Origin of the sequence: Staphylococcus sp. GDH8C109P (assembly GCF_017893405.1) — a bacterium.
Taxonomy (GTDB): domain Bacteria; phylum Bacillota; class Bacilli; order Staphylococcales; family Staphylococcaceae; genus Staphylococcus; species Staphylococcus cohnii.
The window spans coordinates 182,078-206,050 of the sequence record NZ_JAESMX010000014.1 but is presented as its reverse complement, the minus strand read 5'-3'; the positions used below and the strand labels follow the sequence as shown (position 1 = coordinate 206,050).

Genomic DNA, 23,973 nt, shown 5'->3' with positions numbered 1-23,973 from the left:
ACATATAGCTTATTCAAAAAGTACAACTTCGTTTAAATTTAAATGAGGTTGTACTTTTTTTATTTATTATAAGTGTTAATGAGTCAGATATCGTTTAAATGTAAAGATTATTTTAAAAATATATTTTATTTTATATTCCTCAAAAATTAAAAATAATTAAATAAAAAACATTTACAGGATTGTAGAATAATAAAATATGTGATTAAATTAAGAAAACGCTTACATATTATTAAAGGGGGATGTTAAAATGGTAACGTTTATTGTATCTATTATTTTATTAGTTATAGGTTATTTCACTTATGGGAAGTATATCGACAAAATGTTTGGAACGAAACAAGATAGACCAACGCCAGCATATAATCAACGCGATAATGTCGATTATTTACCTATGAAGACGTCATCAAATTCACTCATTCAACTATTGAACATTGCAGGTGTAGGACCGATTTTCGGACCGATTATGGGGGCATTATATGGACCTGTAGCATTTATATGGATTGTTGTGGGATGTATTTTTGCAGGTGCAGTACATGATTATTTGACTGGGATGATTTCAATTCGAAATAAAGGGGCACATTTACCGGAGCTTGCTGGTAAATTTTTAGGTCAGGTCATGAAGCACTTTGTAAATATCTTCTCAATCTTATTATTATTGCTAACTGGAACAGTTTTTGTAACCAGTCCAGCATTGTTACTACATAATTTATTAGATGGTCGAATCGCATTAGGTATCATTATCTTTGTCATTTTTGTTTATTATATTTTGTCTACAATTTTACCTATAGACAAAATCATTGGACGCATTTATCCAATTTTCGGTGCATTGTTATTAATTAGTGCAGTAGGTATAGGTTTCCGTCTTATTCAAACAGGTGCACCGATACCTGAAATTAATTTGAAAAATATGCATCCAGATGGCGCTCCTATATTTCCACTACTATTTTTTACAATTACTTGTGGTGCTTTATCTGGTTTTCATGCTACACAAACGCCTATTATTTCGAGAACGACAAACAAAGAGAAAAATGGCCGTTTCATATTCTATGGAATGATGATTGCAGAAGGTATTATAGCAATGATTTGGGCAGCTGCAGGCATGAGTTTATTTAATGGATATAGTGGATTAAGTGATGTTTTAGCACGTGGGGAAGCGGCACTTGTTGTAAGTGAAGCATCACATCTATTATTGGGTTCTGTGTTTGGTACGATTGCAGTACTGGGTGTGATTGTCTTACCAATTACAAGTGGTGATACATCTTTCCGTAGTGCACGTATGATTATAGCTGATTATTTAAATTATGGTCAGCGCAGTATGTTAAAAAGAGTGATCGTAGCTGCACCATTATTTGTCGTAAGTTTTGGTTTGACTCAGGTAGACTTTACCATTTTATGGCGCTATTTTTCTTGGGCAAACCAAACTACAGCTGTTGTCGCTTTATGGGTAGGTGCAATGTATTTACTTATCGCGAAAAAGAATTTTTGGGTGGCTGCAATTCCGGCAGTCTTTATGACTTGGAATATTTTCACTTATATTTTAAGTCAGAAGATTGGTTTAGGTCTGGATCTTAATTTAAGTTATGGTCTCGCATTTGTATTCACAATTTTATGGATTGGCTACTTTACTTATCAATATAAAAAAATTACTGCAGGTGCTTCATTTGAATTAGATCATCCTATACCATATCAACAACAACAAACTGTGACATAAATATAAAATTATGATAGGGTACTGATTTCTTAATGCTATACGGGTTAATTAAATAGTAATAATAATGATAGGAGTAAGAAACGTGATTAAAAACATGATTTAGTTGCGGTCTTACTCTTATTTTGTGTAAGTCTAAGGGAGGTCTAAAAAAGGCGCTATAGCTATATGACAAAAACTTTTTGCATAATTAAATGTGCGCATGTCAATACAATTTGGTAGTCTAAAATAGAATCACACTATAGTCTCAAGTTAAAGGAGCTTGGCAAATGAACATAGGTAATCAAATTAAATTTTTTAGACAGCGTGACCATTTATCACAAGAAGAATTAGCTGCAAAATTGTATGTTTCACGACAAACAATTTCAAATTGGGAAAATGATAAAAGTTATCCAGATATACATAATTTGTTAATGCTTAGTTCTTTGTTTCAAGTTTCTTTAGATAATTTAGTTAAAGGAGACATAGAGATTATGGAACAAAAGTTAAAACAGAGCAAATTTAATTTATGGAGTCATTTAATGATTTGGCCTATGTTGTTATCCGCAATTTTAGCAGGTCCAACCCTCTACTATTGGACGACATTATGGATTTCAGCTGAAATTATACTCTTAATAACTATGATTATTGCATCATTTAAAGTAGAAGCCTTAAAAAAATCGTTTAGAATACAAACGTATGATAGGATAGTTGCTTTTATGCATGGGAAAGACCCTAATGATGTTTATAGTAGTAAATTGCGTAATACTGTAACTTTTATGTACAGTTTTATACTTTGTGTCGGATTATTTATTATCATTATGCTATTAAGCATGTATTTTTTTGATATATTGTAATAGTTACTTTTCATAACACCTTGTAGTTAAAGATTTATCATAACTATGAGGTGTTTTATTTATGAAATCTTTGATTATTGCAATCGTATCCCCCACGCACTCGTAAATATTATTTCTTACAATAATAATATTCAAATCTTAATAATAGTATTGCTTTACCAACTGGGGAATATTAATATTAAGTAAATAATTTGTAAATAAAATGTTAAGAAAAATGATTGCTAATTTAGGGGTGATTGTATGTTTCGTTTTTTAAAGCCAGCAAAACATGTGGATCCTTTACCAGCTGAAAAGGTAGATGATACATATAAAAAGTTACGATTACAGGTTTTTTTAGGTATTTTTATCGGTTATGCGGGTTACTATTTGCTGAGAAAAAACTTTTCATTAGCGATGCCTTCATTAATTGAAGATGGTTTCAGTAAAGGAGAGCTTGGTATTGCGCTATCAGCGATTTCAATCGCTTATGGATTTAGTAAATTTGTAATGGGAACTGTAAGTGATCGCAGTAATGCGCGTGTATTTTTAACTTTGGGTTTGATGCTTACGGCAATTGTTAATTTATTATTAGGATTTGTACCATTTTTTACTTCTAGTATAACAATCATGTTTATTATGTTATTTCTAAATGGATGGTTTCAAGGTATGGGATGGCCGCCATCAGGACGTGTACTCGTGCACTGGTTTAGTGTTAGTGAACGTGGTAGTAAAACGTCTATTTGGAACGTTGCCCATAATGTTGGTGGAGGTCTAATGGCACCAATCGCGACTTGGGGAATATCTATGACTGCCCTTTATAATTTTGGTTATTTAAGAGGATTTGAAGGCGTATTTATATATCCAGGATTACTGGCAATTGTTATCGCAATTATTGCATATGTTTTAATTAGAGATACACCTCAATCACAAGGGTTACCTCCTATTGAACGCTTTAACAAAGATTACTCTACGACGTCACATGAAACACTTGAAACAGAACTAACTACAAAAGAGATATTGTTTAAATATGTATTGAATAACAAATGGGTATGGGCGATTGCTTTTGCCAATATTTTTGTCTATTTTGTACGTTATGGTGTGTTAGATTGGGCACCTACTTATTTAAGTGAAGAAAAGCAATTTAATTTAAGTGAATCAGGTTGGGCTTATTTCCTTTATGAATGGGCAGGCATTCCAGGTACACTACTTTGTGGTTATATTTCCGACAAAGTATTTAAAGGGCGCCGTGGTCCTGCAGGTTTCTTCTTTATGCTTGGCGTTACAATCTTCGTATTGATTTATTGGTTGAACCCTCCAGGTCATGCATGGTTGGACAATTTATCATTAATTGCTATTGGATTTTTAATCTATGGACCAGTAATGTTGATTGGTTTACAAGCATTAGATTATGTACCTAAAAAAGCAGCAGGAACAGCTGCAGGTCTAACGGGTTTATTTGGTTACTTATTTGGCGCTGTGATGGCAAACATTGTTTTAGGTTTTGTCGTACAACATTTTGGATGGGATTTTGGTTTTGTCTTATTAACAGTTATTAGTATTTTAGCGATGTTAAGCTTTATTTTAACTTGGAATAAACGAGGCCAAGAACAATTACATTAATAAAATAAGTATTATAAGGCGTGACTATGAGATCAATGAGATATTTTGATTTCATAGTCATGTCTATTTTTTAAAAACGAAATCTATTTTTGAAATCATTATTGCGGTTGTTATTTGTGTATGTAATCAACAAACTATAAGTATTTTGAAACGCTGAATACGAAAAAATGAAATATTTCATTAATAATGGTTATTTAATGAATAATTTATATAAAATTGTGGTAATTAAATAATAAGTAAGTACACTAAAAATTTTTTATGGTATGGGTACATCATTGATTTAATGCAAAAAGTTGCTCAATACTTCAGTTGTTTCACTAGTAAAATACGCATTAAGGCACCAAAAATATATTTAAACGAGCAAAACTACATGAGACTGTTTTGCAATAGTTTAATTAAGAAAGGTGATTTATTATGTATAAAAATATTTTACTACCATACTCTTTTGAAAATGATTTCGATAACATTCCTGAAAACTTAGCGAAATTGGTTGGAGAAGATTCTATTGTAGTTGTTCATAATGTCATGACTGAAAATGATTTATTGGCGAGTGTACGTTATGAAAATAAACATAAAGAAGATATCATTAAAGAAAAAGAAGAAGAACTTTCCCCGTTTCTTGAAAAATTAAAAGAGCAAGGTATTAATTATAAAGTAGCCATTGAATTTGGACCTGTAAAAGATACCATACTTGAGAGAATTAGTTTTGGAGATATGGATGTAGGCGATTTTGATTTAGTTGTAATGAGTAACCATCGCGTAAGTATAGATATCAAACATGTACTTGGAGATGTAACACATAAAGTTGCTAAAAGAAGTCCTATACCAGTACTTATAGTGAAATAATATTGAAGTATAAAGTATTGAAATACTTTTATTGTAGCGATGAGCGTTATGTTTCCTCATAAAAACATCATATTTTAGACTAGAATGTAATGGTTAAAATTACTTTCTAGTCTTTTATTTTTTAAATTAAAACATGAGCAAGTTTATTTTAAAGTTAATGAATTCAACTTTAATAAATATATTTATAGAAATATTGAATTTTTATGTTTAGTTTTGTAATCCTTTTATGACGGCTTTAGCCACACGATATATATATGAAAACAAATATTAGTGCTGTTGTTTTCATATATAAAGTCTGTTATTCTGCCTAATGTTCAATTATAAGGGAGGTTACTAATTTTGGAAAATAAACAACATAATGCTAATGGTAAGAAACTGTCTTCTGTTTTTACTTATAGTATTATTATTACCGCAATAGTTGTATTGTTAGGTGCAATATTTCCAAATCAGTTTAATTCAATAGGGACAAATATTACTGGTTGGATTACTGAATACTTTGGTTGGTATTATATGGTTATTGTAGCTCTAATGATATTCTTCTGTGTCTTCTTGATATTTAGCCCAATCGGAAAATTGAAATTGGGTAAACCTGAAGATAAACCAGAATTTAACACAATTTCATGGTTTGCGATGCTATTTAGTGCTGGTATGGGAATTGGTTTAGTATTCTGGGGAGCAGCTGAACCAATCAGTCACTTTGTATCACCACCATCTGGAGAACCACAATCAGCACATGCTTATAAAGAAGCTTTAAGAGGCGCATTTATGCAATGGGGCTTCCACGCATGGGCAGTGTATGGTGTTGTTGCATTAGCGTTAGCTTACTTCCAATTTAGAAAAAATGAACCTGCATTAATTTCAAAAACATTACGTCCTATTTTCGGAAATAAAGTAGACGGTCCGCTTGGTACAGTTATTGACGTAGTGTCTGTTTTCGCCACTATCGGTGGTGTAGCGGTATCTCTAGGCCTAGGTGCTATGCAAATCGCAGGTGGTCTAAACTACCTATTTGATATTCCGAATAATATTGTGACTCAAGGTATTATTATTGTGATTGTCACAATCTTATTCTTAGCTAGTGCTTGGTCAGGATTAAGTCGTGGTATCCAATATTTAAGTAATGCTAATATTGGCTTAGCAGGCATCATCTTATTATTTATTTTTATTGTAGGACCAACCGTTTTAATCTTAAACATGTTAACAAGTTCAACAGGTGAATATTTGAATACATTATTATTTAATATGTTTGATACTGCACCATTAGATCCACAAAAAAATGAATGGATGAAATCATGGACTTTCTTCCAATTAGCTTGGTGGATTAGTTGGAGTCCATTTGTGGGTATATTTATTGCACGTGTATCTAAAGGACGTTCAATTAGAGAGTTCGTATCTGGAGTTATGTTAGCACCGGTACTTGTAAGTTTAGTTTGGTTTGCAGCATTCGGTGTTCTAGGTATCGAAACTGCAAAAGACAATCCAAAAATATTTGATATGCCACCAGAAACTGCATTATTTGGTGTGTTTAATGAAGTACCATTAGGCTTTGCGTTGTCCATTGTGACATTGCTCTTAATAGCAACATTCTTTATTACGTCAGCCGATTCAGCGACATTCGTATTAGGAATGCAAACAACATTTGGTTCATTAAACCCATCAGCAATGATTAAAGTGGTTTGGGGTGTTGCACAAGCATTGATTGCATTTATCTTATTATTCTCAGGTGGAGATAATGGATTAAATGCCCTTCAAAACATGGCAATCATGACCGCCTTACCATTCTCTATCATCATTCTTTGTATGATGGTTAGTTTCTATAAAGATGCGAATAAAGAGCGTAAATTCTTAGGTTTAACATTATCACCAAATAAACATAGATTAGAAGAATATACGAGAATTGCAGAAAATAGAAGCGACAATAAATCAGAATAATTATTAAATATAAGAAATAGCTGGGACACAAACCGCAATCTCAAAATAAAGGACTAATTCGTTTTTTAAACGGATTAGTCCTTTTTAAATGCAATTTATTATGATTTTGATCGTGCATGCTTGCCTGGGGATATGGTTCGAGCCTGTAGTCTCTCACTCATATCATTACCCCGGGCGTCCGCACGATGCAAAATCTCTATAAGAGATGTGTTTTAATGCAAAAGAAATAGCTTCGTATTATTTAACTCATACAACTAATAAAAAGTCATGTTTTTAATTAACCAATTGGAAGAGTCCTTTTAATATGCAAAGTATTATGATTTTGATTGTGCATGCTTGCCTGGGGATATGGTTCGAGCCTGTAGTCTCTCACTCATATCATTACCCCGGGCGTCCGCACGATGCAAAATCACTATAAGAGATGTGTTTTAATACAAAAAAAATAGCTTCGTATTATTTAACTCATACAACTAATAAAAAGTCATGTTTTTAATTAACCAATTGGAAGAGTCCTTTTAATATGCAAAGTATTATGATTTTGTCGTGCATGCTTGTTCGGAGTAAGTTGTAGCATAGTTCGCGAATGTTCATTCTCACTCATGTCATTTCTACAAGTAACAGTACAACACAAAATTGCTACAATGTAATATACTCTCTCAATGAATAACTAAGTTCTATAGCAACAAAACAAACGTCAATGCCTATCATTGTAATAGAAATTGACGTTTTTGTTTTAATCAGAGATATTAAGCTTCCTATTTTATCTTTTGGTGTGAATGAAAAACATAAAAAGATTTTAGTATGCTGTCACTTTCATAAAAATTGATGAACTTATCAAAAGTGATAGAAAGTCATAATGTTTTCTTTCCTGTATGACACCCACGCTTAGAGCCACAAGAACTACATTTACCTGCTTTAGCTTTCTTGAAAAAGTTGAATAATGTAAAAACAACATAACTAATAATAGCTAGAAAGATAACAACATTGATAATAATCGTCATTAAATCACATCCTTAATAAAATAATAGTCCAATTTGATAAAAGACAAACGAAAGTAAATATGCAGTGATTAATGGATATGCTACAGCCAGTACAGTCCGTTTAAGAGAATATGTTTCTTTGCGAATGGTTGCGACTGTAGATAAACATGGTATATATAACAAGATGAAAATCATAAATGAATATGCCGATAATGGTGTGAAATGACTTTGTATAATGTTTACAAGACCGGCTTCGTCTGATGCATAGATAATTGCCATCGAGCTAACGATAACTTCTTTTGCCAAGAATCCAGGTATTAATGTAGCACCCGCTTGCCACGAACCAAAACCTAATGGTGCAACTAATACAGCAAAGAAACTTCCAATTGAGTGTAAAAAGCTATCATTAACGTCTACATTGAAACCGCCAGGACCTGTATAATTCAATAACCAAATAATTACCGAACCAGCAAAGATAAATGTTCCTGCTTTTTTAACAAAACCTTTAGCTTTTTCCCATGTACTTCTCCATAGTGTTTTAACGGATGGTAATCGATAAGTAGGTAATTCGACGATAAATACAGAGTCATCATTTTTTAATACGGTTTTCGTTAATAGTACACTTGTTAATAAAGCCACAATGATACCCAGTACATATAAGCTTAGGACGATGAGTGCCTGATGAGATTCAAAAAACACACCTACAAACAATGCGTAAACGGGTAATCTCGCAGAGCAAGACATAAAGGGTGCAATCAAAATCGTTGTAAGTCTTTCCTTCTCACTTTCAATACTACGTGCTGCCATGATACTTGGCATGTTACATCCAAATCCTATAATCATTGGTATAAAAGATTTACCACTAAGACCAAAGTATTCCATAATTCGATCCATTAATATGGCAATACGAGACATATAACCAGAGTCTTCTAACAGAGAAATAAAGAAGAAAAGCACCAGTATTTGTGGCACAAATACAAGTACTGCACCTACACCAGCAATAATACCGTCATTGATTAAATCTTGTAAAAATGGAACGAGACCTAATTTATCCATCAAGTTTGATACCGTATCCGTAAAGGTACCACCTAAAAATTCATCTAATGCGTCGGATATAGGTGTACCGATCCAAGTGAAGGTAACGTGGAAAATCAACCACATAATGATTAAAAAGATTGGGATGCCTAAATATTTATTTGTTAAAATGCGATCTATGCGATGTGTGAAATATTGTCGTTCTTCATCAGGATATTCAACCGTATCTTTTAAAATATTGTCTATATATGTATTCCGTGTTGCTTGTATCTCATCACGTATAGAATTATCTAATTCTTCTGATAAGTTTTGACGTAATAATGTTATTTCTTTCAAAACAGAGTCATCTAGAAATTCGTAAATTTTTGGGTTCTCTAATAAAAATTGTATTGAGATAAAACGTGCTAAATGTTTATCAATAGAGGTGCTTGATGTTAAATGTGCTTCAATTTGTGATATTGTAGCTTCAATGTTTTTACCATAATTTAATTTCAATGGTCTGTTTTTTGATAAGCCATTGTCTTTCAAAGATTCTAATAATTGATGCGTCCCTTTACCATTTCTTGCTATGATAGGTAGCATTGGCAATTTTAATTTTTTCATAAGTGCTTGTTGGTTGATACGAATACCACGTTTTGTAGCAACATCAACCATATTTAATCCAATAATTAAAGGTGCACCTAATTCCATGAGTTGAACTGTTAGTTGTAAGTTACGTTTGAGTTGGCTTGCATCTATAATATTAATCATGCCAGAAAATGAATTATTCAATAAATAATCTGTTACAACCATTTCATCTTTAGATATAGGTGACAATTCATAAATACCTGGTAAGTCAACTAGGTCTCCAATATGTTGTTTGAGGCGACCTACTTTTTTCTCTACAGTCACACCACTCCAGTTTCCTACATATTCGTATGTGCCAGTCAATGCATTAAATAAAGATGTTTTCCCGACGTTAGGGTTACCTAAAATACAATAACTATTAGTCATTGGCTTCCTCTAATTCAATCTGACATGCATCACAACCGCGAATACTTAAACATTGACCATTCACTTCTAATATACAAGGACCCTTGAACAGGCACTTTTGCTTAATCTTTAATTTAGTACCATTCACTAAACCAAGTGCATTTAATCGATGGCGCATGTGTTGATTTTTAATGTTCATTTCTTTGATTTTGTAATTCTTTTTTAAGTCTCCACTTTTTATGCTTAACATAAAACTCACTCTTTCTTATAATGAGATAATAATAATCATTATCAATTATACAGTTTTATCAAAAATAATAGAAGTAAATTTAATATAATTTTGTGAATGTTTTGTTAAGCATTATTGTACGTAACATATATTGGTTTGATTTTTTGCTTTTGAAAAATAAATGACCAATAAATGAGCAAAGAAATTGATATAAATGTGATGTAATATTACACTTGAATTAAGAAATAATTTACTAAATATGAGATGACATACCCTTAGTCCAAAAGATGGTTTGATGATTGACTGTTGTTCAAAATTTTTGAGCTTCGGATATGAATCATGAATCGTTATATAAAAATATATGTTTTTAAAATTGATTTATTTATTGAGATAGGAGGGATTCAAATGGTTATCCGTGATAATAAACGCATAAAAGTAAAACGTTTAAATGAAACGCGCTCAAGTGGGATTTCTGTCATGATTGAAGAAGGTGGTTTGGGAGCTGACCAATATTATCAAATTGAAAAGCAAAATGCGAAAACATCTGAAGAACATTTACATCAATTTGAACATGAAGTGAGTGAAAAAAATAATGCTGAACTGATTGATCTCTTAATTATAAATGCACAGGAAAGTACGAATAAAGACTATAATGAAGCATTAAAAACAATTCAGCAAGAAGTGTTAAACCGAATGAGATCATAAATAATGTATTTGAAACCAAAGCCAAAAAAAATTAAGCGTTAACCATTAAGACTATTGATAAAGCTATTTAACAGCTGTATCGATAGTCTTTTTTGTATTTAAATATAGGTAAGACTTAGGGTGCGCTAAATTAAGGTATAAAACATTAGAATTAACAAAAAATTAAACTAATATAGTTATAAATTAAATAATCAAAAATTTATTAAAAATTCTTTTTTAAAAGGATATGTACATTATAGTTAAAAATCACTATACTGTAATACGTGTTTGTACATAATTAGCAAGGAGAAAATTAATGAATCTTTTAAAACAAATCTTTAAAAAAGAAGATATTTCTAAATTTCAAAACAAAGATGCTCATTTAGAGCGCACGTTAAGAATAAGAGACTTTTTAGCTTTAGGTGTAGGTACAATTGTTTCTACTGCTATTTTTACATTGCCAGGTGTTGTAGCTGCTGATCATACAGGTCCATCAGTCAGTTTGTCCTTTTTAGTAGCAGCTATTGTAGCAGCTTTGGTGGCATTTGTTTACGCAGAAATGGCATCTGTTATGCCTTTTGCTGGATCAGCATATACATGGATTAGTATATTGTTTGGAGAATTTTTTGGATGGATTGTAGGTTGGGCTTTAATTGCTGAATATTTAATTGCGGTTGCTTTTGTGGCATCAGGATTTTCAGCTAATTTGAGAGGTTTATTAGAACCTTTTCATATATCATTACCTAATTCATTATCTAACTCTCTCGGTACAGACGGAGGCATCATTGATTTATTAGCAGCTATCGTAGTGATTATAACGGCGATATTGCTATACAGAGGAACGTCAGAAGCGGCACGTGTTCAAAATGCACTCGTGATACTTAAAGTATTGGCTATTCTCTTATTTATAATCGTAGGTTTATCAGTCATTGATATTGGTCATTACATACCTTTTATTCCAGAGTATCGTGAAACTGCAGCAGGCGCGTTTGGTGGCTGGCAGGGTATATATGCAGGTAGCTCTGTCATTTTTGTTGCTTATATAGGGTTTGATTCAATTGCTTCAAACTCTGGTGAAGCGATTAATCCGCAAAAAACAATGCCACGAGGAATCTTAGGTTCTTTACTAATTGCAGTTACATTGTTTATCGTCGTTTCACTTGTATTAGTAGGGATGTTTGATTATGGGCAATATAAAAATAATGCTGAGCCAGTAGGTTGGGCTTTACGTATGAGTGGACATAGTACTGTTGCGGTCATAGTGCAGGCAGTCTCAGTAATTGGTATGTTTACTGCTTTAATTGGTATGATGATGGCGGGTTCTCGCTTACTTTATTCGTTTGGTAGGGATGGTATCTTACCGTCTTGGTTAGGAAAATTAGATAATAAAAATTTACCAAATCGTGCATTAATTATATTATCGATTGTTGCAATTATTATTGGCTCTGTTTTTCCATTTGGCTTTTTAGCACAATTAATTTCAGCAGGGGCGCTTGTAGCATTTATGTTTGTTACAGTAGGTATTTTTTCATTGCGTAAAAGAGAAGGGCATGATTTACCAGAACCAGCATTTAAATTGCCATTTTACCCAGTGATGCCAGTGATTATTTTTATTTGTGTATTTATTGTGTTCTGGGGATTAAGTGGTCAGGCCAAGATCTATACATTGATTTGGTTTTGTATCGGCATCATTTATTATGTACTGTATATTTTAAAAAATCTTAAAAACATCAAAAATTAACATGTTAAAGATGAGATTTTTAAGTTGTTGAGTAAATAAATTATAAATCTTTAGAAATAAAAAATTTAAAATAAAATTATAGCGATTTTCAAAATTAAGTAATACTTACTGAATGGGCTAGAAATAGTCATAGCTACAATCGTAGTAAGTGAATCGTTGCTTATTTTATAGTTTGATTAAAAATAATAAAACGCTCTTTAAAATTTTCACTTTTTAGTGTCTATTTTAGAGAGCGTTTTTAAATGTGTGTAAAGTATTATAGCTATTATTAATTGATAGTAGGATAAAAATATAATGCTAACCATCATAACATCTTATAAGTTTATATATCATGTTTTGTAAATTGAGTTAGCTATTTTAAATATCAGTATAGTCTTTGATTTTAAAATCAGATAATAAATCATCATAATCAAGTACGTATTGTGAATGGATAGTTTGATCATCCTTATCTTGCTTTTCTACTTCAATTGTAATTGTATCACCTTTTTTACTATATTTAACGACTTTTGGATCTGAATAATCTGCTTCGTCACCAGATTCCACTACTTTTTTCATATGATTAGCCGTGTCAGTGCCATGTTTTATATAGCTAGAAATATAACTATATTCTTCTTCTTCATATGCCTCGTTCAAATCTTCAGTATAGTCTTCTATGAAAGTTTGAACATTTTCTTTAATATCTTTATTTTCTTGATGCGCTTTAATTTTTTCATTGTCAAAAGACAAATCAATAGGTACTGGTTCATTCTCTTTCTTAGGTTTAGGTGCTTTAACTACATTAGATTTGAATTTTTTGTCATCAACATGTGCTTGTGCATATACTTCTATTTTTTCATCTGGTTTGTATGGACCATATAAATAACTATCATAATCATCTTGAGCGGACAGCTTTTTATTATTAATGTATAAATCTATTTGAGTATCGCTGTCTAGTTCGCTATCATCAATGTTAATATCGAGATATTTCTCATTAAATTGTTCTTGAACCTCATTTTCATCAGACATATTGATAATTAATTGCCCATCGAATTTTTCATTGTTTACTACTTTTTGAGCTTTTAATTTATAATTTCCTAATGGTAATGTTGCAAAGGTTTTAGATTCATCTTCAGATAATTTAATTTTATGTTTTTTGCCATTGTATTTATATGTAACTTTACTATCAGATTCAGGAGTGATTGAAACTTTTTGCTTAGAAACTTCGAAGTCATAATTATTAAAAATACCATATTTTTTACCATTTTTATGAATATGAATAACTTCCGTATCGCTGATATCTACTGAAGCAGTGTCCGATTTATCTTTTGTCATCTGTTTAGTTTTATTTTCAATATCATCTGCGATTCTTTCTGGGTTATCAGCATCAACAACATATTTATAAAAGGCTTTTGCTTCATCTTTATTCAAATTTCTATCATTGAATATTAAATGATTTGATAAGTTTTTAGTATCACCCTTCTTTAAATCTTCAGAAATTGTTTTAGCTTCACTCTCTGGCGATATGCTTGCAGCAACGATTTTATATAAAATAATTAAAAGAATGCTGATAGCTATAATAATACCTATTACTAAATACATTTTTTTATTTCGCTTTGATGTATTATTTTGATTTTGAAGTGGGTGGCCACACTGTGTACAAACTTTTTGATTATCCTTTACATGGGCCCCACAATTTTTACAATACTTCATTACCTTTCCTCCTAATATGGATTGAATTTAATCTTTGCAACAATGTCTTTCTTTTAAAGTCAAATTAAACTTTTCTTTGAACAACTGATATTACTAAATACAAATATCTAAAATAATTGCCTCAAAATTTAAATAAATAGCCCAATATTAACTGTTTAATTATATAAATTGAATTGTAACATATTTATTAATATGTAATTAATATGAAATTGATTTTTGTTGGAATTTCATATATAAATAAGTTATTTATTGTGTGTCATATACAAATTGAATCGTTTGATTAAAATTTTAGAATGAGTAATGTTGTGTGATTTAGCAAAATAAAAAACATGAATCCAATATCAGTTTTTGGAATCATGTTTTGGGTTTAAGTTAAATTGTTTATTCTATATTATGTTGTTTTTTTAATGATAAAGCTAAAATGAGGACGATAATCAGTAGAATGCCAATAAGTTGAAAACTACGAAATGTAACATTTAGCCAAACTGCGCTTGCTAATATGGCCATAACAGGTTCGATTGTGCCGAAAAGTGTGGTTTCTTTTGCTGATAAGTAATTTAAACTTTCAATAAAGAAAAAGAATGCTATAGCAGTTCCGGCAATAATACCAAAAGTTAAATAAAGTACAGTCGATACTGTTAAATGGGGCCAATCAAACTGCCATATAGGTGCTTTGAAATTCATGACAATGCCTGAAATTAACATTGCCCAACCGACAACTAAAATAGACGGAAACCGAGTTAATAATTGTGTTGCGTAAAGTGTATAAAATGCAAGTGCTAAACCAGATATAATCCCCCAAATTACACTCGGTGTCGATACCACAAGTTTACTAAAAGATCCGTTGGTTAGTAGCAAAAATGTACCTGATAATGTAAGGACAATCGCGATTAAATCAAAAAGTTTAAAGCGCTCTTTACGTCTGATAACATACCAAATAATGATATATACTGGTGCTATATATTGGAGTAAAGTAGCGATTGCTGCATTACCGAAATTGATAGACGCCATATAAGCGTATTGAACGAGCAACATACCAAAAATTGAAAAAATAAACAATTGGAATAGGCTATGTTTATTTTTAAATATATCGAATAATGAAGATTTTCTATTTATTATTTTGTAAATCATTAATAAGACGAAGCCACTGATTAATAACCTCGCAGTTACATACCAATTGATATCAATGTCCCTTTGTTGAAAAAGAAAATCTGATACTGTGCCACCGAGTCCCCAAAAAGATGCTCCTACAATAGCTAATAAAATACCTACGATTCGAAATTTTGTTTCATTTACCATATACTCACCTGTTAAATATTAATATATTCATACTATAGCGTGAAAATAAGCGATATAATATATAAAAATAAGCTTAAAATAGCAAAATATTGAGGTGTCTAATTTATGTATCAAGAAATTATCGTAGAAAATACAAGAGAAGAGTTAATACAATTTCCTGATAAACAATGGAAACATATTATTTTACATACGTATTTAAATCGCACGATATTTGGCTACATTCCTATACATTGGCACCACGCATTGCAATTCATGTATGTGATTAATGGAGCACTCAATGTTTCAATTGGTGACGATACATTTAATGTTAAAAAAGGTGACGGGCTTTTTATCAATTCAAATGTTGTGCATGAGTTAACGAGTGAATTATCGTATACAGAGTATTTTTGTTGGAATATTGAAATACCAGAAACTACCAATTATGTAGAATTTAATTATGTGTCAGAAATTATGAATAAAGCACATCATGTGCCGTATATATACTTATCTCAAGATGACAAACAGCAACAAGAACTTATAGAGATTATTAACTCAGCGGGGCAAATATATGAAAATCAAAATTTATATTTTGAACTAGAGATTACTGCCAAATATTATAAAGCAATAAAATGGTTATTGTTGCATTCAGCAGTGGTAAATGAACAAAAACGATACTATTTTGACTACCGTATTAAAAGACTGATGACGTTTTTACAAAGTCATTTTCACAAGAAAATTTCATTACAAATGTTAAGTGAAGAGATTCATATGAGTAAATCTGAAACGGTTAGATGCTTCAAATACTATGTAAACCAAACCCCTATGCAATACTTAGTGAATTTACGATTAGAGCACAGCGTAAGAATGTTGCGTAGTAAATATCCGTACACGATTACTGATATTGCAATGGCATGTGGTTTTTCAACTACGAGTTATTTTATAAAAGTTTTTAAAGAAAAATACAAACTAACACCAAAACAGTTTCAGAAAAAGCAAATTACCACAAAGTAATGATTCAATGCTTATTAGAAAAATTGTTAATTATAATGATAAGTAGATACAATGAGTTTAATGCTAAATAAAGGGGGATTTTTTATGAATATTAAACTGATTGTCGTAGATATGGATGGCACATTTTTAAATGATGACAGCCAATTTAATAGTGAGACTTTTCAACTGTTAAAGGAAAATTGTGCAGATCAAGATATCCGTTTTGTTTTTTGCACTGGTAAACAATGTGAACGTGTGGAAAATATCGTAGGAGACCTCGCAACAAATACATTTATTGTAGGTGATAGTGCAACACGAATTAAATATAACGGAGATTTTATTTACAATGCGGAGATAGAAAATCAAAAGGCAAAAGAAATTATTGATACGATCAGAGAAATTGATGATGCACAAACCATTCTGGCTTGTTCCAAAACGGGTGCTTATGTGTTAGACAATATTTCTGAGTCAGAGAAAAAGCATGTGCATGGTTCTTATCAACATGTGAATTATATTAAAGATTATAACGATATTGCCGAAGATTTATTAAAAATTACAGTTCATGACGCAAGTGGTCATTGTAAAGAGACTGCCGACCGTCTAAAACATTTTGAAAAAGACGTTTATATCGTAGCTTCAGATGAGGCATGGATTGATATTGCAGATTTGGGCGTGAATAAGGGAACCACAATTAATCGAATTCAGAATTTACTTCAAATTACGCCTGCAGAAACCATTGCATTTGGTGACGGATATAATGATTTAGATTTATTTAAAGCTGCCAAATATAAAGTCGCAATGGATAATGCCTATCCCGAATTAAAAAAAGAGGCTAATTTAATTGCAATTAATAATAATGAAGATGGGGTTGTACAAACTTTAAATTTACTTTTAGGATTCAAATAAAAGTAAATTTTTATTTGAAGTAGAAAAATAGTAAAAAATCATAAAATAAATTGTACTTTGTATGATAATATCTATCTAGTGTGTATTTTTATATGCAATATTTAGATGAGGAGGCTCATGCATCGTGAGTACAAAGCAACAATCAAACAATAAATTGATTTTAGCTATTGTGTTAAGTGTGTTAACGTATTGGCTTTTTGCCCAATCGTTTATTAATATATCTACACAGGTTCAAAATACCTATCAAACAACACCAGGCGTTGTTAACTTATCTGTCAGTCTAGCATCATTTGCTACTGGTATTTTTATGGTAGGTGCAGGTGATGTTTCTGATAAAATAGGAAAACTAAAAATGACTTATATTGGTATCATTTTTAGTATTTTAGGCTCATTACTCATTATTGTATCTAGTGTGACAGCGTTCTTATTGGTAGGACGTATGTTGCAAGGACTTTCTGCGGCTATTTTACTTCCTTCTACTGTAGGCGTGATTAATGAGCAATTTAAAGGTAAAGAAATGCGTAGAGCGTTTAGCTACTTGATGATTGGTAGTGTTGGTGGTATCGGTTTAGCATCGATGGTTGGTGGATTGATAGCTACATATGTCAATTGGCAATCTAACTTTATCATCTCTATTATTATTTCAATTATCGCATTTTGGTTATTGTGGGGAACAGAAGAAGTAGAAAAAGAAAAAATTGACACAAGACCATTTGATTATATTGGTATGTTTTTATTTGCAGTTTTAATAGGAAGTATTACTTTATTTGCTACACAAGGATTTGAACAAGGATGGTTTAGCACCTTTTCAGTTACGTGTCTTGTAATTTTTGTACTTTCTACAGTTGTCTTTATATTCTTTGAAAGACAAAAACATGCACCATTCATTGACTTTTCACTATTCCGAAACCGTGGATTTGTGGGTTCTTCAATGATTAATGTTGTACTCAATTCTGGCGTAGGTACAACAACAGTATTTAATATGTATGCGCAGACAGAGTTAGGGTTAAATGCCTTTCAAGCAGGTCTTGTGACTGTACCTTATGTCATCATGGCAGTTGTGATGATCCGTTTAGGAGAAAAATTATCCTTACGTTTTGGTGGGAAACCATTGTTATTAGTAGGACCACTATTTCCAGCAATAGGAATTATGTTTATTAGTTTAACTGTATTACCAACAGATTGGTATGTAGGCATTGTCGTGTTTGGCTTTGTCATTTGTGCTATAGGAAATGGTTTATGTGCCACGCCAGGAATTACAGTTGCCATTTTAACCATACCTGATGAAAAAGTTGGTTTAGCTTCAGGTATCTACAAAATGTGTGCAACACTAGGTGGCGCGCTAGGAATTGCGCTTAATACAACTATTTTTGCAGCAGTGCAAGTGAACCATAGTGCTAGTGTAGCTGCGACTACTTCATTTTTAACAGGTTTATCAATTATGATTATTGGTGTGATTTTGACTCAAATCATTATACCTAAAAATATAAAAGCTTAAGCATTTATTGAAATTTATTAATAAATGATACTGTGCTATAGATTTCATATTTAAAAGGTACCTTGTCAAATAGACAGTAAAAAATAAAATGTTTATGAGTTTGGTACATAAATCCCAGAAAAAAGCACTCAGATGATTTAATTCATCTGAGTGCTTCTTTTTAATTCAATACTTCGTATTGTTGGCTCGCTTTCTTAGGGGACAGCTTCAGCCTGTAGTCTTCAGCTTGTCCTGTTCCCTCAAGAGTCTCGCCAAAATACGTCCCATTTGCCCAAGAACTTTATGTCTCTGGATAATTTTTAATGTGCTTCGTTTTTTATTAAAAATGAAACTATGAACGATGTTAGAAAAGCGCTTGAATTTTATAGTTATGTTTCCGACCGGTTACGTTATATTGGTGACCTCTTACGATAAAAGTACTGACAAAATAGAAGGGAATTATATAGTATAAGTAAAAAGAGGGGGCGGTACTATGGAAAGTGACGTACGAGTTCATCTGAAAATAGACGAAGTTCGCACTATAACAGAAGTAAACATCGATACTTTTGATAGAAAAACAGGTGAAAGTTTATTAGAACACATAAATAATTTCACAATTTCAAATTTAGATAAACTAGGGATTAAAACATCAGAAGGTATATTCATGATCAGTAAATCAGATATTATGTTCGCTGAAATATTTGATAAAGAAATCACAATTACGACAACAGAAAAAGAACTTACAACACGCATGTCTTTAAGTACATTACAACATAAATTGGCCGGAGCTTTCTTTATACAAATATCTAAATCATCAATTATTAATGTTCATTTTATAAAGAAAGTTAACCCATCATTCTCAGGTAATCTAATAGCTACACTTACGAATGGTAAGAAAGTGTCTATATCTCGAAGATACGTCAAAAATTTAAATAAAGCATTAGGCATATAACATATAAGGAGAGGATTATAATGAAAAGAATCTTAAAAGAAATGTTACAAGGTGTCGGATTTAGCAGTAGCATTACGATTATATTTCTCGCAGCTAATCATATGAGCATTGATTTTGGCGATGTAATAGGAATATATTTCTTTGGAGCTGTTTGTGGTTTATTATCTAGTATTTATGTAGTAGATAATATACCTTTATTACTGCAATTATTCATTCATTTAAGTGGTAGTGTTATTTCATTTATTGCTGTAGCTTATCTTAATCATTGGTTACCAATGGAGGTTTCCACAGTAGTTTCATCAATTACTATATTTGTGATTATTTTTCTAATATTATGGTTTATATTTTTTTTTAATAATATAATACACAGTAAAAAAGTTAACGCTAAACTAAAAAACTAAAATAGAATTTGGCACAAAAGGATGGGTGTAAAATTCAAAAGAAAATAGCAATATAATCATTTTCGCTTACAGTACAGCACATCCTAATGATACCAAGATACCATAAAAAATATTTAGTATTTTTCAATAATCTCTTGCTTGATATCGCACTCTAAGGTTTATGGTTGAAATATATTCAAAGGAGGTTATATAATATGGGTAAATTTAATAGTCTACAGGACAAAGTTGTAGTTATTGCTGGTGGTGCTAAGAACCTTGGTGGTTTATTAAGTACTACTTACGCTAAAGAAGGAGCCAAATTAGTAATCCATCACCATGATGAAAATTCTTTAGATGATGCAAAAGCGACACTTACAAAAGTTGAAAACTTAGGCGGAGAAGGTACATTATTTTCTAGTGATTTGACAAACGTTAGTAATGTCCAAGCTTTATTTCAACATGCTGAAGAGACATTTGGAAAAGTTGATATTGCAATAAATACTGTTGGTAAAGTGCTTAAAAAACCTATTTCAGAAACGACTGAAGAAGAATTTGATAGTATGGCAGACATCAATGCAAAGTCAGCTTATTTCTTTATTAAATATGCTGAAAAATCTATGAATGATAATGGTAAAATCATCACTTTAGCCACTGCATTGCTTGCTGCATACACAGGCTTTTATTCAACTTATGCTGGAGGCAAATCGCCTGTTGAGCATTATACACGTGCAGCCTCAGCAGAGTTTATGGATAGAGGCATCTCAGTGAACGCGGTCGCTCCTGGACCAATGGACACACCATTCTTCTACCCACAAGAAAGCGATGATGCTGTAGCATTCCATAAATCTCAAGCGCTTCATAACCAACTTACAAAAATAGAAGACATCGCGCCAATTATTACTTTCTTAACTTTAGATGGATGGTGGATCAACGGACAAACATTATTTGCTAACGGCGGTTATACGACACGCTAGTTTACTTTTTAATCATGAGGAGGTCATTTTGATATGAATTACTTTTTAGCAATATTTAAAGGGAAAGAAACAGATATCAAAATTATTACAGAAACAAAGGTAATAGATGAAAAGAGTGTATCTGTGCCAAGTCATAATTACGTTAAATCATTAGCTGAAGAGATTATTGAGTTATCGCATCAAAATAATTTATTCCATAATGATATTAAAGGTATTGGTTTAAATATAGATGATCCTGAACACATTGGTTATAACAGTGTGGAGTCATTAAAGAATGATATGACATCAACATTTGGATTTGAAGCTATCATTAATAATGATTATGAAGATTTACTGGTTCAACTTATGAAATAGACAAAAAGGTGACTTTATAAAGTCACCTTTTTTTAGGAGGTAAATTATGCAAGTAAAACAAGTTGCCGATAATTTAGGTATCAGTGAACATACCATTCGATATTATGATAAAGCAGGACTTTTTCCTTTTGTTCAGAGAAATAAGAATGGTTATAGAGATTTTTCAGAAGAAGACTTATATTGGATTGAATTTATAAAATGTATGCGCCAGACACATATGCCTATATCAACGTTAAAAGAAATTGCGGAGTTATACCATCAAGGAAGTGACACAAAAACGAAGCGAAAAAATATATTTTTGGAACATCAAAAAAATTTAATGGAACAAAAAAAGATTATAGATCAAGGACTTCAAACATTAGAAAAAAAATTTAAATTGTTGGAGAATGAATAGATAAAAGCACAGTACGAGAGAGAAAAAAGGAAAATGCAAATTACTTCTACCATTTTTTTATAGTACTTAACTTTAAATAACAATTATAATTAACTAGAAAAAATCTATGTGATAGAAAATAAAATGAATGTGTCTGGGACGAATCAATGCTGTCCCAGATTTTTTATACTCTCAGGACATATTTACTTTTTTAATAAACAATTTGATTTATATACCCCTTATTCAACTATTTTCATATTTTTCTTAATCCGTTTCTAAAACTGTCACAGTAGATGTTGTGCGCATTTTCACAATTCACTATAAACGTAAAATTTAAAATTTTTGCATAAATTTCAAAAATAATGGTATATTACATGTAAGGGCTTACATACATAAAGAAAGGAGATATTTATAACTCAAAACTTTAATAGTTGGATTAAACATAGATAGGAGAAACTGTATGAAAATTATTCCATTTTCAGATTTGAAAGACATCGTAAATGAAGGTGATGTTATAGCTCTGGCAGCCTTATCTACGGCAAATTTACCAGCTGAGATACTTAAAACGTTAGTCGAACAATATGATGAGAATCAATCACTTAATAATTTAACGTTCATGCTTGCAAATGATATTAGTGATTATAGAGGAGACAGTTTTGATTTAGATTCATTCGTTTCAAGGGGTATGGTCAAACGATTAATCACGAGTATTATTACTGGTTCGCCAGTAACGATTCGAGCAATGCAGAACAATGAAATAGAGGCATACTTCCTACCTCAAGGTGTAATAACTACACATTATCGTGGAAGTACGGAAGCTTTTCCAGGTCCGATTACTAAAATTGGATTAAATACAAACGTGGATCCACGTTATTCTGGTGGCAAAGTCAATTCATGTACGACTGAAGATTTAGTTTCTTTAATAAATATAAATGATGACACTTATTTGAACTACCGTTTTCCAGACATTGATGTAGCTATACTAAGAGGTACATATGCTGATGAAGAAGGCAATATTTACATGCAGCATGAGACACATTTAGGAGAAGGCTTTAGTTTAGCGGCAGCTACGCATAAAAATAATGGTAAAGTCATTGTTCAAGTTAAAGAAGTGATTCAAAGTGGTCGTTTCAATCCAAGTGAAGTGTTTATACCTGGTAAATTAGTAGATTATATTGTAGTGAACCGTGATCCAAAATATCATAGACAAGTGATGCAAACGTATTATGATCCGGCACTTTCAGGACATTATCAAATTACAGAGATGCGAGAACCATATATAGCATTGAACACTCGAAAAGTAATTTTGAGACGTGCTGCTCAATTTTTACTTCAAGGTGATGTCATCAGTATTGGTTTTGGCATAAATAATGAGTTATCCAATGTTTTAACTGAAGAAGACGTTAATAATTTAGTACAGCCCAATATAGATACAGGCGTGTTTGGTGGTTTGATTAGCAGCGGAAAATATTTTGGTATGAACTATAACTTAAGTGCACGTATGAGACACGATATGACTTGGGATTTCATTTATAACGGAGGTGTTGATATAGCATTTCTAAGCTTTGCTCAAGTAGATTCCAAAGGTAATGTAAATGTCTCAAAATTTGGCAATAAAATGAATGGCTGTGGTGGATTTATCGACATAAGTCAAACGGTAAAAACAATTGTCTTTTCCGGTTCATTAGTTGTCGGGGGTCAACTAAGTTATGCACAGCGCAAGGTCAATGTAGAACAAGAAGGTCATATACCAAAATTTATCAATGAAATTGATAATGTTGATTTCAATGTTGAAAATGCGTTTTTGCTTGATCAAGAGGTGTACTTTGTCACCGAAAGGGCTGTATTTGAACTTACACAACAAGGATTAATGCTCATTGAAATAGCTCCTGGTCTTGATTTAGAGCGAGATATTCTAGCAAATATGGAATTCAAGCCGCTCATTGCAACACATTTGAATGAAATGAATAGCGATATCTATCAAGATAAGTGGGGAGGATTGTCTGATGCAATAAAGTCGGATTATCGTATTTAAACTAAG

General features: G+C 31.6%; 21 protein-coding genes. 16 read left to right on the top strand and 5 right to left on the bottom strand.

Going from position 1 to position 23,973, the window contains the following annotated elements; genetic code table 11:
• Window positions 1-247: 247 nt before the first annotated feature.
• The 5 genes from KA867_RS07740 to KA867_RS07720 all read left to right on the top strand — a co-directional run bounded on the left by KA867_RS07740 (window position 248) and on the right by KA867_RS07720 (window position 6,918).
• A complete protein-coding gene (locus KA867_RS07740) occupies window positions 248-1,708 on the top strand; it encodes a carbon starvation CstA family protein (RefSeq protein ID WP_210137621.1) in 1,461 nt (486 codons plus the stop codon).
• A gap of 266 nt (window positions 1,709-1,974) precedes the next feature.
• Complete coding sequence (locus KA867_RS07735) at window positions 1,975-2,541, top strand: helix-turn-helix transcriptional regulator (protein WP_210137620.1); 567 nt, start codon at window positions 1,975-1,977, stop codon at window positions 2,539-2,541.
• Window positions 2,542-2,781: 240 nt separating this feature from the next.
• Complete coding sequence (gene glpT / locus KA867_RS07730) at window positions 2,782-4,140, top strand: glycerol-3-phosphate transporter (RefSeq protein WP_210137619.1); 1,359 nt, start codon at window positions 2,782-2,784, stop codon at window positions 4,138-4,140.
• Between the two features lie 414 nt (window positions 4,141-4,554).
• A complete protein-coding gene (locus tag KA867_RS07725) occupies window positions 4,555-4,986 on the top strand; it encodes a universal stress protein (RefSeq protein ID WP_210137618.1) in 432 nt (143 codons plus the stop codon).
• 336 nt (window positions 4,987-5,322) lie between these two features.
• Window positions 5,323-6,918: a BCCT family transporter gene (locus KA867_RS07720; protein ID WP_348634803.1), complete on the top strand. Its 1,596-nt coding sequence runs from the start codon at window positions 5,323-5,325 to the stop codon at window positions 6,916-6,918.
• Between the two features lie 851 nt (window positions 6,919-7,769).
• On the opposite strand, the gene KA867_RS07715 is transcribed toward KA867_RS07720, so the two are convergent.
• From KA867_RS07715 to KA867_RS07705, 3 genes are read right to left on the bottom strand one after another with little or no spacing between them, the layout of a single operon-like run.
• Window positions 7,770-7,919, bottom strand: a complete 150-nt coding sequence (locus KA867_RS07715) for a FeoB-associated Cys-rich membrane protein (RefSeq protein WP_071562293.1) — start codon at window positions 7,917-7,919, stop codon at window positions 7,770-7,772.
• A gap of 12 nt (window positions 7,920-7,931) precedes the next feature.
• Window positions 7,932-9,926 (bottom strand): ferrous iron transport protein B, encoded by a 1,995-nt coding sequence (gene feoB, locus KA867_RS07710; RefSeq protein WP_210137616.1) that lies wholly within the window; start codon window positions 9,924-9,926, stop codon window positions 7,932-7,934.
• Window positions 9,919-10,155, bottom strand: coding sequence for a FeoA family protein (locus KA867_RS07705; protein ID WP_040030384.1), 237 nt, complete (start codon window positions 10,153-10,155; stop codon window positions 9,919-9,921). The genes feoB and KA867_RS07705 overlap by 8 nt, the downstream gene beginning before the upstream one ends.
• Window positions 10,156-10,539: 384 nt before the next feature.
• Between KA867_RS07705 and KA867_RS07700 the strand changes: the two genes are divergently transcribed.
• Together KA867_RS07700 and KA867_RS07695 are read left to right on the top strand one after the other, a co-directional pair.
• Window positions 10,540-10,839 carry a hypothetical protein gene (locus KA867_RS07700; RefSeq protein WP_210137615.1) on the top strand — a complete coding sequence of 100 codons (300 nt, stop codon included), beginning with the start codon at window positions 10,540-10,542 and terminating at the stop codon, window positions 10,837-10,839.
• A gap of 295 nt (window positions 10,840-11,134) precedes the next feature.
• A complete protein-coding gene (locus KA867_RS07695; RefSeq protein WP_210137614.1) occupies window positions 11,135-12,559 on the top strand; it encodes an APC family permease in 1,425 nt (474 codons plus the stop codon).
• 357 nt (window positions 12,560-12,916) lie between these two features.
• On the opposite strand, the gene KA867_RS07690 is transcribed toward KA867_RS07695, so the two are convergent.
• Window positions 12,917-14,248: a TcaA NTF2-like domain-containing protein gene (locus KA867_RS07690; protein WP_210137613.1), complete on the bottom strand. Its 1,332-nt coding sequence runs from the start codon at window positions 14,246-14,248 to the stop codon at window positions 12,917-12,919.
• 381 nt (window positions 14,249-14,629) lie between these two features.
• A complete protein-coding gene (locus tag KA867_RS07685) occupies window positions 14,630-15,547 on the bottom strand; it encodes a DMT family transporter (RefSeq protein WP_210137612.1) in 918 nt (305 codons plus the stop codon).
• Between the two features lie 105 nt (window positions 15,548-15,652).
• On the opposite strand from KA867_RS07685, the gene KA867_RS07680 reads away from it, so the two are divergent.
• The 9 genes from KA867_RS07680 to fadX all read left to right on the top strand — a co-directional run bounded on the left by KA867_RS07680 (window position 15,653) and on the right by fadX (window position 23,967).
• Window positions 15,653-16,537 carry an AraC family transcriptional regulator gene (locus KA867_RS07680; RefSeq protein ID WP_210137611.1) on the top strand — a complete coding sequence of 295 codons (885 nt, stop codon included), beginning with the start codon at window positions 15,653-15,655 and terminating at the stop codon, window positions 16,535-16,537.
• Window positions 16,538-16,621: 84 nt separating this feature from the next.
• Entirely contained in the window at window positions 16,622-17,422 is an 801-nt protein-coding gene (locus KA867_RS07675) for a Cof-type HAD-IIB family hydrolase (protein WP_210137610.1), read from the top strand.
• Window positions 17,423-17,543: 121 nt separating this feature from the next.
• A complete protein-coding gene (locus tag KA867_RS07670; RefSeq protein WP_481906159.1) occupies window positions 17,544-18,920 on the top strand; it encodes an MFS transporter in 1,377 nt (458 codons plus the stop codon).
• A 472-nt stretch (window positions 18,921-19,392) separates the two neighbouring features.
• Entirely contained in the window at window positions 19,393-19,851 is a 459-nt protein-coding gene (locus KA867_RS07665) for a LytTR family DNA-binding domain-containing protein (RefSeq protein WP_210137608.1), read from the top strand.
• A 20-nt stretch (window positions 19,852-19,871) separates the two neighbouring features.
• Window positions 19,872-20,252, top strand: coding sequence for a DUF3021 family protein (locus tag KA867_RS07660; RefSeq protein ID WP_210137607.1), 381 nt, complete (start codon window positions 19,872-19,874; stop codon window positions 20,250-20,252).
• 194 nt (window positions 20,253-20,446) lie between these two features.
• The gene (locus KA867_RS07655; RefSeq protein ID WP_210137606.1) at window positions 20,447-21,205 is read left to right on the top strand and encodes an SDR family oxidoreductase; all 759 of its coding nucleotides are present in this window, start codon (window positions 20,447-20,449) and stop codon (window positions 21,203-21,205) included.
• 33 nt (window positions 21,206-21,238) lie between these two features.
• Window positions 21,239-21,559, top strand: coding sequence for a hypothetical protein (locus KA867_RS07650; protein ID WP_210137605.1), 321 nt, complete (start codon window positions 21,239-21,241; stop codon window positions 21,557-21,559).
• A 46-nt stretch (window positions 21,560-21,605) separates the two neighbouring features.
• Entirely contained in the window at window positions 21,606-21,953 is a 348-nt protein-coding gene (locus tag KA867_RS07645) for a MerR family transcriptional regulator (protein ID WP_210137604.1), read from the top strand.
• Window positions 21,954-22,392: 439 nt separating this feature from the next.
• Window positions 22,393-23,967, top strand: a complete 1,575-nt coding sequence (gene fadX / locus KA867_RS07640) for a fatty acid degradation protein FadX (protein ID WP_210137603.1) — start codon at window positions 22,393-22,395, stop codon at window positions 23,965-23,967.
• Window positions 23,968-23,973 lie beyond the last annotated feature (6 nt).

Coding starts and splice junctions, on each gene's coding strand:
- KA867_RS07700 (WP_210137615.1), top strand. CDS start 10,540: ATGGTTATCCGTGATAATAAACGCATAAAAGTAAAACGTTTAAATGAA.
- KA867_RS07680 (WP_210137611.1), top strand. CDS start 15,653: ATGTATCAAGAAATTATCGTAGAAAATACAAGAGAAGAGTTAATACAA.
- glpT (WP_210137619.1), top strand. CDS start 2,782: ATGTTTCGTTTTTTAAAGCCAGCAAAACATGTGGATCCTTTACCAGCT.
- KA867_RS07675 (WP_210137610.1), top strand. CDS start 16,622: ATGAATATTAAACTGATTGTCGTAGATATGGATGGCACATTTTTAAAT.
- KA867_RS07725 (WP_210137618.1), top strand. CDS start 4,555: ATGTATAAAAATATTTTACTACCATACTCTTTTGAAAATGATTTCGAT.
- KA867_RS07705 (WP_040030384.1), bottom strand. CDS start 10,155: ATGTTAAGCATAAAAAGTGGAGACTTAAAAAAGAATTACAAAATCAAA.
- KA867_RS07685 (WP_210137612.1), bottom strand. CDS start 15,547: ATGGTAAATGAAACAAAATTTCGAATCGTAGGTATTTTATTAGCTATT.
- KA867_RS07735 (WP_210137620.1), top strand. CDS start 1,975: ATGAACATAGGTAATCAAATTAAATTTTTTAGACAGCGTGACCATTTA.
- KA867_RS07655 (WP_210137606.1), top strand. CDS start 20,447: ATGGGTAAATTTAATAGTCTACAGGACAAAGTTGTAGTTATTGCTGGT.
- KA867_RS07650 (WP_210137605.1), top strand. CDS start 21,239: ATGAATTACTTTTTAGCAATATTTAAAGGGAAAGAAACAGATATCAAA.
- KA867_RS07715 (WP_071562293.1), bottom strand. CDS start 7,919: ATGACGATTATTATCAATGTTGTTATCTTTCTAGCTATTATTAGTTAT.
- KA867_RS07660 (WP_210137607.1), top strand. CDS start 19,872: ATGAAAAGAATCTTAAAAGAAATGTTACAAGGTGTCGGATTTAGCAGT.
- feoB (WP_210137616.1), bottom strand. CDS start 9,926: ATGACTAATAGTTATTGTATTTTAGGTAACCCTAACGTCGGGAAAACA.
- fadX (WP_210137603.1), top strand. CDS start 22,393: ATGAAAATTATTCCATTTTCAGATTTGAAAGACATCGTAAATGAAGGT.
- KA867_RS07690 (WP_210137613.1), bottom strand. CDS start 14,248: ATGAAGTATTGTAAAAATTGTGGGGCCCATGTAAAGGATAATCAAAAA.
- KA867_RS07645 (WP_210137604.1), top strand. CDS start 21,606: ATGCAAGTAAAACAAGTTGCCGATAATTTAGGTATCAGTGAACATACC.
- KA867_RS07740 (WP_210137621.1), top strand. CDS start 248: ATGGTAACGTTTATTGTATCTATTATTTTATTAGTTATAGGTTATTTC.
- KA867_RS07665 (WP_210137608.1), top strand. CDS start 19,393: ATGGAAAGTGACGTACGAGTTCATCTGAAAATAGACGAAGTTCGCACT.
- KA867_RS07695 (WP_210137614.1), top strand. CDS start 11,135: ATGAATCTTTTAAAACAAATCTTTAAAAAAGAAGATATTTCTAAATTT.